At 53.0% G+C, this 13,333-nt stretch carries 10 protein-coding genes and 1 riboswitch; of the genes, 8 read left to right on the top strand and 2 right to left on the bottom strand.

All coding sequences use genetic code 11. The features are described 5' to 3' along the window. Window positions 1-657 precede the first annotated feature (657 nt). Entirely contained in the window at window positions 658-3,057 is a 2,400-nt protein-coding gene (locus FH871_RS22395; protein WP_138993665.1) for an ABC transporter permease, read from the top strand. Between the two features lie 33 nt (window positions 3,058-3,090). On the opposite strand, the gene FH871_RS22390 is transcribed toward FH871_RS22395, so the two are convergent. Next, window positions 3,091-3,558 (bottom strand): Uma2 family endonuclease, encoded by a 468-nt coding sequence (locus tag FH871_RS22390; protein ID WP_138993664.1) that lies wholly within the window; start codon window positions 3,556-3,558, stop codon window positions 3,091-3,093. Between the two features lie 43 nt (window positions 3,559-3,601). Between FH871_RS22390 and FH871_RS22385 the strand changes: the two genes are divergently transcribed. From FH871_RS22385 to FH871_RS22375, 3 genes are all read left to right on the top strand, one after another. After that, window positions 3,602-5,956, top strand: a complete 2,355-nt coding sequence (locus FH871_RS22385; RefSeq protein ID WP_138993663.1) for an ABC transporter permease — start codon at window positions 3,602-3,604, stop codon at window positions 5,954-5,956. Window positions 5,957-6,027: 71 nt separating this feature from the next. Then, window positions 6,028-6,633: a hypothetical protein gene (locus tag FH871_RS22380; RefSeq protein ID WP_138993662.1), complete on the top strand. Its 606-nt coding sequence runs from the start codon at window positions 6,028-6,030 to the stop codon at window positions 6,631-6,633. Between the two features lie 173 nt (window positions 6,634-6,806). After that, window positions 6,807-9,272 carry an ABC transporter permease gene (locus FH871_RS22375; protein WP_138993661.1) on the top strand — a complete coding sequence of 822 codons (2,466 nt, stop codon included), beginning with the start codon at window positions 6,807-6,809 and terminating at the stop codon, window positions 9,270-9,272. A 290-nt stretch (window positions 9,273-9,562) separates the two neighbouring features. Here the strand turns inward: FH871_RS22375 and FH871_RS22370 are convergent, their stop codons facing one another. Beyond that, a complete protein-coding gene (locus FH871_RS22370) occupies window positions 9,563-9,979 on the bottom strand; it encodes a Uma2 family endonuclease (protein ID WP_369008805.1) in 417 nt (138 codons plus the stop codon). Between the two features lie 193 nt (window positions 9,980-10,172). Further along, window positions 10,173-10,265, top strand: a riboswitch (TPP riboswitch). Window positions 10,266-10,349: 84 nt separating this feature from the next. Between FH871_RS22370 and thiM the strand changes: the two genes are divergently transcribed. The 4 genes from thiM to FH871_RS22350 all read left to right on the top strand — a co-directional run bounded on the left by thiM (window position 10,350) and on the right by FH871_RS22350 (window position 13,333). Then, the gene (gene thiM, locus FH871_RS22365) at window positions 10,350-11,138 is read left to right on the top strand and encodes a hydroxyethylthiazole kinase (protein ID WP_255516954.1); all 789 of its coding nucleotides are present in this window, start codon (window positions 10,350-10,352) and stop codon (window positions 11,136-11,138) included. Window positions 11,139-11,241: 103 nt separating this feature from the next. After that, window positions 11,242-11,868 carry a thiamine phosphate synthase gene (thiE, locus tag FH871_RS22360; protein WP_138993659.1) on the top strand — a complete coding sequence of 209 codons (627 nt, stop codon included), beginning with the start codon at window positions 11,242-11,244 and terminating at the stop codon, window positions 11,866-11,868. Next, window positions 11,865-12,686, top strand: coding sequence for a bifunctional hydroxymethylpyrimidine kinase/phosphomethylpyrimidine kinase (gene thiD, locus FH871_RS22355; protein WP_138993658.1), 822 nt, complete (start codon window positions 11,865-11,867; stop codon window positions 12,684-12,686). Before thiE ends, thiD begins: the two co-directional genes overlap by 4 nt. Further along, window positions 12,683-13,333 carry a TenA family protein gene (locus FH871_RS22350; protein ID WP_138993657.1) on the top strand — a complete coding sequence of 217 codons (651 nt, stop codon included), beginning with the start codon at window positions 12,683-12,685 and terminating at the stop codon, window positions 13,331-13,333. The genes thiD and FH871_RS22350 overlap by 4 nt, the downstream gene beginning before the upstream one ends.

Genomic DNA, 13,333 nt, shown 5'->3' with positions numbered 1-13,333 from the left:
AGGAAAAATTATTTCCCGAATTATTTCGTCAATTTGTAACAGAATAGAGGAGAAAAATACCATCCTGATACCTGTTACTGCGACCTAATTTGGTAAAATGAATTGCCTGCCGAATTCACATTGAAAAACGCCTGCGTGGGGGCGAGGATCGTAATTCAAACGTTAAGTTAAGAATAGAATATAAATAATAAAATATTGGAACAATAAAAGTCAAAACGAAGTCAAAACCGGTTAAAAATCAGTCACTCGCCGGTGACCATCGACCCGGATTCTCCGGAATTATGTCGGATAAATAAATTAAATGATCCTAATTTAATAGGTTGTCCGCTGCCGTACATCAACTTGACCGGCATTACGGGCCGTGTGCCGTTGCTGGGCGGTTTCCGGGTTTCTTCAAGTTGATGCAAACTGCTGAAAAAAGACCGTTAATAATGAATATCGAATGCTAAATGACGAAAGCCGGGTCAATCACTTCGTTATTCGTTACCGCGCGGGCGGCCCGTCAACATTCAGTATGCGATATTTTAACACCTGCCCCACCGGCGCGTTGTCGGGGCGTTAACTTTTTTTAACAGGCTGTTTATAAGGCAGAAGGATGGTCGGAAGGGGATACGAAGTACCTTTAGGGCAACCAAATCCGGCTTGCCAACGGGGCTTATGCTACAGAACTACTTCAAAATCGCCTGGCGGAATTTAACCACGCAGCGGAGTTACACCCTGCTCAACATCCTTGGTTTGTCCGTTGGCATGGCGGGCGGACTGCTCATTTTTCTGTTCGTTCGCTACCACCTCAGCACCGACCGGCACCACACCAAATTTGACCGGATCTTCCGGGTCGTAACGGACATGCACCTCGACGACGGTTCCGTCGAGTATTACCCCGAAGCTCCGCTGCCGATGGCGCAGGCGTTGCGAACGGATTTTTCGCAGGTCGAGCAGGCGGCTTTTCTGATGATGAACCGTGAACTGACCGTAACGTACCGAAAGAACGGAAAACCGGTTCGGTTTCTGGAGCACAAAGGAACCGCTTTTGTTGAGCCGGAATTGTTTGCTATTCTGGACTATCAATGGTTGCGCGGTAACCCCAAAACCGCACTTCGTGAACCCAGCAGCATCGTCCTGACCGAGTCGTGGGCTAAAAAGTATTTCGGTGACGCCGACCCGATGGGGCAGATGCTGAATCTAAAACCCGGAATCGACGCCAAAGTAACCGGTGTTCTGGCTGATCCACTCAAAACGACCGACACGGACATCAGTCTTTTCATTTCCATTGCAACTCTCAAAAAGTTCAGTCCCGATTACAACCAGGGTGACTGGGGCTGGCTCAACAGCAACTACCGGCTTTTCTGTACGCTGACAAGTCCGGAAGCGGCCGGTAGTCTGGAAGCGGCTATGCCCGCTTTGGGCAAAAAGCATTTGGGCGACAATGCCCATGTCATTCAGTTTCATATCCAGCCCCTTCGCGAAAGCCATTTCGACGTTCGACGCATTATGGGTGGTGCCACGGCCATCCGCCCGTCGCTGCTGTGGTCGCTGGGTCTGGTGGGGGTGTTTCTGGTGCTGACGGCCTGCATCAACTTCGTCAATCTGGCAACGGCCCAGGCTCTCCGGCGGGGCAAGGAAGTCGGCATCCGGAAAACGCTCGGCAGCACCCGGGGGCAACTGGTCCGGCAGTTTTTGCTCGAAACCGCGCTGATCGTGCTGGCGGCTACCGGTTTGGCCCTCCTGATGGCGGTGCTGAGTCTGCCGGTTTTCAACCAGTGGGTCAGCATCGGTTTGTCGCTGCACCTGGATGGCCTGACGCTTGGTTTTATCGCGTTACTCGTTCTGATCGTCATTTTGCTGGCGGGTGGTTATCCGGCCGCAGTTTTGTCGGGGTTTAGTCCGTGGGCGGCTTTGAAAGGGAAACTGTCGGCTAAATCGGGGGGCAGTTATTCCGTGCGGCAGTCGTTGATTGTCCTGCAATTTGTCATTTGCCAGGCCCTGATCATCGGTTCACTGGTGGTGGCCACACAGGTCCGCTACATTCAAAATACGGATATCGGTTTCCGAAAAGACAACGTCGTGGTGGTGACCTTGCCCAATCCGCAGAAAGCGTCGCGGGAGACGTTCAAAAATGAACTTCTGCAATACCCCGAAATCAAGTCGGTGAGTGCCAGTTACCGCCCGCCCTCCGCCCTGGTGATGAACGGCGGATCGTTCAAGTTTGGAGACAAAGCCGAATGGGAGCCGTTTCCGCTGCGGGAGCGCGTGGCCGATGCCGATTATCTCAAAACGTACGGGATGCAACTCGTCGCAGGTCGTAATATAAGCCAGAGCGATACGATTCAAGAGTATCTGGTGAACGAAGCTTTTCTGCGAAAAATGAACATTCGAGATCCAAAGCAGATTGTGGGTCGCCGGATGCAGTATTACCTCTCGCCGGTTTCGCTGCCGATTGTGGGCGTCGTCAAAGACTTTCACCTGCGGTCGTTGCGCGAGGAAATTGCCCCCTGTTTCATCGCCAGTCATTCCGAATTTTTTGTCCGGGCAGGCATCCGGATTTCGGGGCAAAACCCGCAGCAAACCGTTCAGCGCATTCAGCAAATCTGGGAGAAAATCTATCCCGATGCGGTTTTTGAGTATGAATTTCTGGACGAACAACTGGCGCAATTCTACGAAACCGAGAACCTGATTTTCCGGCTGGTCAACACCTTTGCGGGCATCGCCATCCTGATTTGCGGACTCGGTTTATACGGTCTGGTATCGCTGGTAGTCGTTCAACGGACGAAAGAAATCGGCATTCGGAAAGTGCTGGGCGCATCGGTGGCCGGCATTGTTGCGCTACTTTCGAAAGACTTCCTGAAACTGGTGGTGGTGGCTATGGTGATTGCCAGCCCGATTGCGGGATATGTCATGAGCCAGTGGTTGCAGGACTTCGCTTATAAGATCAGTCTGGCCTGGTGGATGTTTGCGCTGGCGGGCGGGCTGGCGGTTTTGGTCGCGCTGGTGACGGTTTCCTTCCAAAGCATCAGAGCGGCTTTGGCGAATCCGGTGAAGAGTTTGCGGACGGAGTAGAATTAAAGAACACAAAGTCTGTTCGGTCGACGACTATTCTTTAAACAGGGAAGTAAGACTCAATTCAATACCCGTCTGCGCATCGCTTAAGATACCATCGGTAAAAACTTCCTGTTGAGTAGGGGATAACACCGTCACTTGCTTGAATTGAGGAATAATAACCCAAACGGTTGTTACGCCGGACGGAAAATACACGTCCAATGCTTTATCGGTGAGGTCCGACAGCGCCTGCCGGGGGGATAAAATCTCAATGGCTATCAACGGTGGAGTCGTGGGACGAATGATGTCTTTGAGCCAGTTTGCTTTTCCAGGGAGACAAATGGCAACATCCGGTTTTGCCCGACCGTGCGAAAGGTCAAACTCCAGTTCCGGCAGAATATCGAATAGTTCGTCATACTGACCAAGACTTTTCGTGAGACGATACGTAAGCTTAGCGTGGTTGTATGACATGACATCTTCCGTTTGAAACTCCTCGAATACATCATACTGGGGTGTTTCCATAGCGCTTTGAGTTTTTATCAAATGTAACAAAAATAGTAAGACTATGCTGAGCAACTACCTCAAAATCGCCCTGCGCAACCTCTGGCGCAACAAGTTGTATACCGGTTTGAACGTCGGCGGGCTGGCCATCGGGCTGGCGGCCTGTCTGCTGATGGCGTTGTATGTCGACCACGAATTTTCGTACGACCGCTACCACGCCAACGCCCACCGCATCGTGCGCGTAACGACCGATATGAAAACGCCGGAGTCGGTTTTGTCGATTGCCTCCAGCCCGGTTCCGCTGGCGGAAGCCCTGAAACGCGATTACCCGGAAGTCGAAACCGCCGTGCGTTTGCTGCCTACTGATGCCGTTATACGTCATGACGATAAGCTGCTTAAAGAATCGGATGTCTATTACGCCGACAACGAAGTGTTCTCGGTTTTCTCGTATGCATTTCTGGCGGGAAATCCGGCTTCGGCGCTGGCGAATCCGAACAGCGCGGTTCTGACCGAACGGCTGGCAAAGAAGTATTTCGGGAAGACGGACGTGCTGGGGAAAACCCTCGAATTCAACAAGCAGCTTTTTCAGGTCACCGGCGTGGTGGCCGACGCGCCGAGCAATACCGATTTGCCCGTGAGCGCCCTGCTGTCCAAAGTGTTCACCGGGAGCCGGTCGTGGGTGGAAGATGATTTTCCGTGTTATACCTACGTTCTCTTCCGGGACGAACCAAATCTGGCGGTTTTCGGCAAAAAACTGACGCAGCTTGCCAACCGATACGCCAATCCCGAACTGCAAAAAATGGGCGCGGAGGGCTACTCGCTCCGTTTTCCGGCCGAGGTGTTGCAGGACGTTCATTACAGCCAGGGCAAGATGGCCGATACACCCAAAGGCAACAAACAATACGGGTATCTGTTCGCCTTTCTGTCGGTCTTTGTACTGGCCATTGCCCTGCTGAACTACATCAACCTGCTGACGGCCAAAGCCACCGAACGCGCCAAAGAAGTCGGGATTCGGAAGGCCAACGGCGCCCAACGCGGCCAGTTGATCCGGCAGTTTCTGCTGGAATCGCTGTTGTTAAGCGGTTTTTCGGTCGGTATTGCCGTGGTGTTGGTCTATTTGGCCCTTTCTTTTTTCAATGAACTGTTACAAATCCGCCTGTCAATCGTCTTATCGGAAGCGGTGCCGCTAATCGGTTTTACGTGGCTCCTGATCACGCTGGCGGGCGGTTTATACCCGGCTTTTGTATTGTCTGATTATCGCCCGGTCGAGGTGCTGAGAGGCCGGCTTGGCAGCTACGGAAAAGGAGCGTGGTTTCGGAAATCCGTGATTGTTTTTCAGTTTGTGCTGGCCGTCGGCATGATTGCCGGGGTTCTGGTGATTCGCCGACAAATGAATTTCCTGCAAACCAGAGACCTGGGTTTTACGAAGGAGCGGATTCTGAGCGTTCACCTGCCCGACGACTCGACGGCGCGGGTGGCTGCCACCGCGTTTGCCAACAGTCTGAAAAACCGCAGTGAGGTCGGCGCGGTGACGCTGGGTTCCGGTTTGCAGCCGTCGGGCCTGCTGCCCATGGCGTCCACTACGTTCCGGAGCAATGGACGAAAACGGGAACTGATGAGCAACTTTCTATTTGTGGATGACCAGTTTTTACCGTTACTGAACATGAAGCTGAAAGCAGGGCGCAACCTGTCGTCGCAATCGAAAGCCGATTTGAAAGGTGGATTCATCGTCAACGAAGCGTTTGTTAAACTGGCGGGTTGGAAGGACGGCATCGGGCAGACGATCGACGGATTTGGCCACAAGGGGAAGGTCGTTGGCGTCGTAAAGAATTTCCATTATCGCTCCCTGCACAACCTGATCGAACCTTTGGTGCTGGTTTACAATACCATTCCGGCGAGCAGCGTCATGCTCAGCATAAGCTCCGATCAGTTGCCGGTGGTGAAAAGCATCTGGCAGCATCATTACCCGCTCTATCCGTTCGATTATGAATTTCTGGACCAATCGTTTGAGGCCCAATATCACAAAGATCGGGTGTTGGCAACAGTTTTTAACGGTTTCGCCACATTAACCATCCTGGTTTCTTGTTTAGGACTATTCGGTTTTGTTACCTTTACAACCGGGCAACGAACAAAAGAGATCGGTATACGCAAGATTTTAGGTGCGTCCGTCGTTAACGTGGTGTTATTGCTCTCCAAAGATTTTCTCAAGTTAGTTTTCATTGCCTTTTTCATTGCTGCTCCGGTTGCCTGGTATGCGCTGGATCACTGGTTGCAGGATTTCGCGTACCGTGTCGGATTGGAAGGATGGCTCTTCGCAGCAGCGGGTGGTCTGGTCGTACTGATTGCCGTGTTGACCGTATCGTTTCAGTCCATCAATGCCGCATTAATGAATCCGGTGAACAGTTTAAAATCAGAATGAACACCCTGAACCGCCCGGGTAGCCCTTGGAATGGTGTGGATTCAGGTTACTCTCCCTAAAACAGTAAACACATGAAAACAGCAATTACCCTCGCACTCTTCGGAATCAGTGTCGCGGCTGTCGCCCAGGAACGCTCGTCGATCAGCCGGAGCATCAATGACAATGGCAAAACGTTGCGTATAAAGATCGACGTTGAACAGCCCAGCCGCAACATTCACTACGACCAGGAATTCGATGCGATGGGAATGAGCAAGGAAGAGAAAGAAGCATTGATCAGCTCGATCCAGGATTCACTGGGCGTGCATGTCGTGGTCAGTCCGCCCCGCGCCCCCAAACCGCCGACGGCCCCCCGGGGTGGTGTCCGACCAACGCGCTATGAATCGGGTGAAGTGGCGGTTGCGTCGAGAGGAACCGGCACGTCCGGCAACCGGTCGAAGAACGAGGACAGTCACCTGCCGAAAAACGTGATTGTGGCACCCGACGGAACGCCGTATACCAAAACTCTTATCGAAGATCTCGAGAATAATCGCCTGAAAATGAAGTATGAATACAAGCTTGACGGCGAAGAACACGTTTTCGAGCGGACGATCAACTTGCAGGGCAAAAGTGAATCCGAAAAACAGCAGCTCATTGCCGAAACGGAGCGAACGCTGGGCCTGTCGAATGCGCGAAAGTGAGCAGCGAACGATAAATAACTGATCCGGTATGGATTGAAAATCCCGACTGAAGGCTCGCGTCTTCAGCCGGGATTTTTTATTTCATTTGAAAACGAATCGACGGTGCAACACGCGGCTACCCCAATCCGTCTATTGAAAAATGGCCCGAAAGGGGTGCCAAAACGTCCTGAACCATGCTTCAAAACTACCTCAAAGTCGCTCTCCGCAGCCTCCGGCGCGATCCGGTTTATTCCAGTATCCATTTGGCGGGTTTGTCCGTTGCCCTGGCGTTCGGCTTGCTGACCTACGCCTTTGTGCGCCACGAACGCTCATTCGACCGGTTTCATGCCGACGCCGACCGCATCTACCGGTTTGAATCGACCGATTTGTTCGACTTTGAAGGCAAACCCAAACGGCACCCGCTCAACCTGCCGTTTTTCCCGGCCGAAGAACACCGGAGTCTGGCCTTTCCGGTGGTTTTCGGGATGGAAATCAAACAGCAAATGCCGGAATTTCAAGACGTGGTTCGAATGACAAGGCTTCAGGAAAGTATTGTGAAATACGGAACGAAAGCGGTGTATGAAAAGGCCATTCTGTTTGCGGATTCCAATTACTTCACGTTTTTCTCAATTCCGTTGACGGTGGGTCGCCCGGAGCAGGTGCTGGCTGGACTGCACAACGCGGTGATTTCGGAACGACTGACTCAGAAACTGTTTGCAAATGAGAATCCGGTTGGCAAGACGATTCGGTACGATGGTAAATTCTACACGGTATCGGGCGTGATGCAAAACCCGCCGTCGAACACGGCACTCACCGCCGAACTGGTGGTGCGGCTGGAAAGCGATGACTATTACACGAAGCAACTCGAACAACGGTACAACACGAGCAATGTCTACACACTTGGGAAACTAAGCCCTACGGCTTCGCTGTCGTCAGCAACCGCCAAACTGGCCATGCTAGGGCCACAGCTCTTTAAAGAAGTGATAACTGATATGCTAAAGGCAGCGTCTCCTGAGCACAAAGACCGTCTGACCAATAACCAGTTTTTACTGACCGTTCGCCCGCTGACCGATACGCATTTTTCGTTCAGCGAACGCTGGAACCGCACGGTTTCGCCGACGAATGTGTACCTGCTGGTGTCCATCAGTCTATTGATTCTGCTCGTGGCCGGTCTGAATTACATCATCATTTCGCTGTCGAAACTGGCGGGGCGGTTGCAGGAGGTGGGCGTTCGGAAAGTGGTGGGAGCGGCTCCGCAACAACTGGCGGTGCAACTCTGGCTGGAAATCGTGCTGGTCGTCGGGCTGGCGTCGGTCATCAGCCTGCTGCTGGCGTTGCTGCTGTTGCCGACCTTCAACAACCTGACCGACCGGACGCTGACATTCTTCGACGTTTTTCAGGCGGGTAATTTGCTGGGATTATTGAGCATGGTATGGGCGGTCAGTTTAATCGCGGGAATTTATCCGGCACTGTTGTTCGCCCGTTTACGACCGAATTTGTTTCTGGGCCAAAACCGCACCTACAAAATCAATCCGCTGGTGATTCAGGGCATGATGGGAACGCAGTTTGTGCTGTCGCTGGTGCTGGTGACGGCCGCCATTACGATGCATAAACAGTTGCGTTTTGTGCAGGAAAAGGAACTGGGGCTAACGAAAGAACTGGTTCTCAAAATCAAAAACCTGCAACAGTTTGAGGATGGCAGCGGCCCCCGGATTTATGAGCGGTTATTGCGGTATCAGGCGACGAACCCGGACGTATTGCTGGTTGCGAGCAGCGCGGGCGGTTACGGCGAAGACGGTTTTAACCGCAACGGCACTACGATCAACGGGCAGAAATACTGGGCCTTGCAGCAGGCCATCGATTACAACTTCTTTACGTTGCTGGGAATCAAACTCAAGCAGGGCCGGATTTTTTCGCCGGCGTTCCGGTCGGATACGGCAAAAAGCGTCAAGGCGGTGGTGATCAACGAAACGCTGGCGAAGTTGCTGGGTCAGGAACTGGTGTTCAACAAACCGCTGGAAACCTTGAATGGGCGGACGGTGATTGGCGTTGTGAATGATCACAACATCGAACCGCTGACCAAAGCCATTCAGCCCGCGTATTACAAACTGGATCTGGGCTTTCAGGGCGTGTTTTACCTGAAACTGACGCCCGGCAATCTGTCCGATAAAGTCGCCCGCATCGCCCGCGACTGGCCGCAGCTTTCCGACGGGCAACCCTTCGAGTATTCTTTTCTGGATCAGGATCTGCAAGCCCGGTATCGCGACTACCAGCGTTGGACGACGCTGACCCAACTCGCCACCGGTATTGCGTTGCTGATCGCGGCTTTGGGCCTGTTCGGGCTGGCGGGCATTCAGGCCATCAACCGGATGCGGGAAGTCGGTATCCGGAAAGTGATGGGTGCCACCGTGGGGCAACTCTGGGTTCTGCTCAACCGCCGGACGCTGACGCTGGTGGGGCTGGCTTTCGCTCTGGCCATCCCGCTATCGACCTGGTTGATGAACCGCTGGCTGGATAGTTTCGCCTACCGCATTCCGCTGAACTGGCCCATTTTTGCGCTCGCGGGAGCGTTGGGCGTTTTCGTCGCGCTGGCTGCGGTCAGCTACCACTCCATTCGAACGGCTTTGATGAATCCGGTGAAGTCACTGCGTTCAGAATAATGAGTTAAGAGTTAAGAATTAAGAGTGAGGAATTGAGAGTAAAGAATAATGGGTGATCAGTTAAGCGTGAGGAGTAAGGAATCGTTCGGGTGAAGGCCGGAGGCCTGTCCTGTCAATAGAAACGTGGTCACCTACATACCGCAAGCTCCGGAGGAGCGGTCTAAGCATGTTTTTCAGACCGCTCCTCCGGAGCTTGCCTCTGACGAAAACCGGGAATTTTCTATTGGCAGATCGCCCTTTCAGGGCTTTTGGGTTAATTTGAATGGCTTCTTGAACTCAATCATCCTGCTTTATCCTTCAAAAATCTCGGCTAACTGGAGCTGAATACCGGTTTCGGGATCGGTAATCGTCCCTTCCGTAAAATTGAGCTGTGTGCGGTTGGGCAACAAAATGGAAACAATTTGCAGCGCTGGTATGATCAGCCAGACGGTTTTGACACCAGCAGGGAAATGCTTCTTGTAGATTCGTTCGAGCAGGCTGTTCATACTTTGCTCGGGAGAGAGAATCTCCAGCGTAGTGAGCGGAACATCCTGTACAACGATTTCATCAGTCAGCCAATCCAAAGTTCGTTTGGGGAAAATGCAGAGATCGGGCCGGGTTTTACCGAAAGCAAATTCCAGATCTAGTTCTGTTAGCACACTATACTGTTTGCGATATGCTGTAAGCAGCAAAAAAGCCAACTGGCTTTGCAATTTGGAGTGGTTCAGACTCGACTTTTTTCCTCTTCAGGGTTCTGACTGCTCAGTTGTGGTTCGGCAACGGCTTCCATACGCATTGAGGTTTTTTCAAATATACTTTTATTTCAGCTCAACAAAAATGCTACATACCCTTCGCTCCGCTGGCGAGAAAAACGGGAAATCACTTTCGGACTTAACTTTAAACCGCTACTTTAGCGGCCATGAATGGCTTTGGGGGTGTCCCGTGCGGACTGAGATAATACCCTTCGAACCTGACACAGTTGAGACTGTCGTAGGGAAAAGCTGGAGAGAGCGCTCGCTTCTTTCTTTTTGATTTCCATACCGGGAAACGCACCCACGCGTCCATTCAGCTTTTGCTCACGTCAAAACCCGGTCCGTTGTGAATACCCTCGAACACGATTTAAACGCCCTGCGGGCAATGGCTCCGCTGGTGCATAACATCACAAATTACGTGGTGATGAATTACTCCGCCAATGCCCTGCTGGCCATCGGCGCTTCACCGGTGATGGCCCACGCCATCGAAGAAGTCGAAGAAATGGCAAGCATTGCCGGCGCACTGGTCATCAACATCGGAACACTTTCGGCACCCTGGGTACAGGCCATGAAGCTGGCGATGAAAAAAGCCGCTGACCTCGGAAAACCGATTGTGCTGGACCCGGTTGGCGCGGGCGCGACGGGCTACCGGAATACCGTCTTGTCCGAACTGCTGGAAACCGCTGCGCCTGCGGTGATTCGCGGCAATGCGTCCGAAATTCTGGCGCTGGCCGGTTTGGGCGGTCAGACCAAAGGCGTCGATAGCACGGCGTCCTCCATGAGCAGTCTGGACGCGGCCCATTCCCTTAGCGAGCGGTTGGGTTGTGTCGTCAGCGTCAGCGGAGCCATTGATGTCATCGTGCAGAAAGGCCGGATTGCGTACGTGGAAAACGGCCATCCGCTCATGACGAAGGTGACGGGCATGGGCTGCTCGGCTTCGGCGATTGCCGGGGCGTTTTGTGCCGTTCAGCCGGATTTGTTTCAGGCGGCTGTGTCGGCTGCCGCAACGATGGGCGTTTGCGGGCAACTGGCTTTTAGCAAAGCCACCGCGCCCGGTAGTTTCCAGATCGCGTTTCTGGATGCGCTGGCTGAATTGGCCCCCGAAAAACTGGTTGAACTGGCGCGGATTCGATAAGAAACAGAGAAAAGAATAGAGAAGGGAGACAAGAGACCCTAGAAGCCTTATCAATAATGATTCGCGTCTCTACTCTCTTGTCCCACCTCTTTCATCGGAAACTATGCAACTTTATTTAGTAACTGACGAAGCCGCCTGCCTGGGCCGGGATCTCTTTTGGGTCGTTGATGAAGCCGTCAAAGGCGGGGTGACGATGGTGCAATTGCGCGAAAAGTCGCTCGGCACACGGGCTTTTGTGGACCGGGCGATCCGTCTGAAGGCGTTGTTAAAACCGCATAATGTTCCGCTGATTATCAACGACCGGGTCGATGTGGCCCTGGCCAGCGATGCCGACGGTGTTCACATCGGGCAGAGCGACATGCCGTATGAAACCGTGCGCGCTCTGCTGCCACCCGGTAAAATCATCGGCTTATCGGCTGAAACGAAAGAGCACGTTCAGGAAGCCGAGGATTGGGATCTTTCCTATCTGGCGTTAAGTCCGTTGTACGCAACGCCTTCCAAAACCGACCATGCCGAACCGTGGGGACTGGACGGTTTGCAGTGGGTGCGCGCCAACAGCCGCCATGCGCTGGTGGTCATCGGTGGGTTGAATTTACTGAATACTGCCGAAGCGATTGAAAACGGAGCCGACGGTGTTGCGGTGATTTCCGCGATCTGTAGTGCCGAATCGCCCCGGACGGCGGCTTTTGAATTGAAGAAAACGTTACAAACCGGTGTGAAAAAACGATGAAACGCTATCCAACGGTATTGACCATTGCAGGTTCAGACAGTGGCGGTGGGGCCGGTATTCAGGCTGATTTAAAGACGATTGCGGCATTGGGGGCCTACGGAACCTCGGCCATCACGGCGCTGACCGCCCAGAATACGCTGGGTGTGCGGGCCATTCACGCGGTTCCGGCGGCTTTTCTGCGGGAACAACTCGAAGCGGTTTTTGAGGATATTACCATCGACGCCGTTAAAATCGGGATGATCAATACCGTTGAGGTGGTGGAGGTCATTGCCGACGTTCTGGACCGTTTTCAGCCCCTGTTTGTGGTTTTCGATCCGGTGATGGTGGCCACGAGTGGGGCGAAACTGATTCTAAACGAAACCGTTGACGTCCTGAAAAACCAGCTTTTTCCGCGTGCTACCCTGATCACACCCAACCTGGACGAAGCCCGGATTCTGCTGAAAAAACCGATCGAATCGGTTGAGCAGATGCGGGAAGCGGCTGAAGAATTGATCGATCAGGGCTGTCGGGCGGTTTTGCTGAAAGGCGGCCACCTCGTTGCGGCCCGGCTGTATGATGTGCTGGCGGTTCGGGGTGAACCAACGCAGGTTTTTGAGTCGGACTACATCGAAAGCAGGAATGTCCACGGGACGGGGTGTACGCTTTCGTCGGCGATTGCTACGCATCTGGCATTGGGCTATAGGTTGAATGATGCCGTTTCGTTGTCAAAAGCATACGTGTCCGATGCGATTCGGGCCGGGAAAGACGTTACCACCGGGCGCGGTTCCGGTCCTTTGAATCATTCCTTTTCTCCAAAACCCCTGGTAATCCGGTCATGAAATTCACCGAACAGCTCTGGAATGCCGCGTTGCCGGTGTACGAAAAAATACAGGCACATCCCTTCAATGAGGAACTGAAAACCGGTACGTTACCGGTCGAAACGTTCAAGTTTTACATTTACCAGGATTCACTCTATCTGGCAGATTTTGCGAAAGCGCTGGCCGTCGCCGGAACCCGGTCTTCGACGAGTGAAGAGTTGCTGGAGTTTCTGCAATTTGCCCAAAATGCCATTCTGGTAGAACGCGCCCTGCACGAAAGTTACTTTGCTGCGTACCACATCGGGTTCACCAGCGGCAAGGCACCGGGCTGTTTTGCGTATACGAATTACCTGCTGGCTACCAGCACGTTCGAGTCCTACGAAGTGGCCGTAGCCGCCCTGCTGCCCTGTTTCTGGATTTATAAGCGGGTCGGGGATTTTATTTATGCCAACCAGACCACGCCCAATCCCTACCAGAACTGGATCGACGCCTACGCTGGCGAAGAATTTGGCTTGGCCGTGAACAAAGCACTTGCCATCTGCGACCGTCTGGGCGAACAGGCTTCCGAATCCACCAAAAACCGCATGACCGAAGCTTATCTAAACTCGTCCCGGCTGGAATACATTTTCTGGGATAGCGCCTATCGGCGGGAAAACTGGCCGGTCTGA

The organism is Larkinella sp. C7, from assembly GCF_006149005.1.
In the GTDB taxonomy this organism is placed as follows: Bacteria; Bacteroidota; Bacteroidia; order Cytophagales; family Spirosomataceae; genus Larkinella.
Note: the sequence above shows the minus strand (reverse complement) of the source record. Positions and strands in the feature narration are given on the sequence as shown.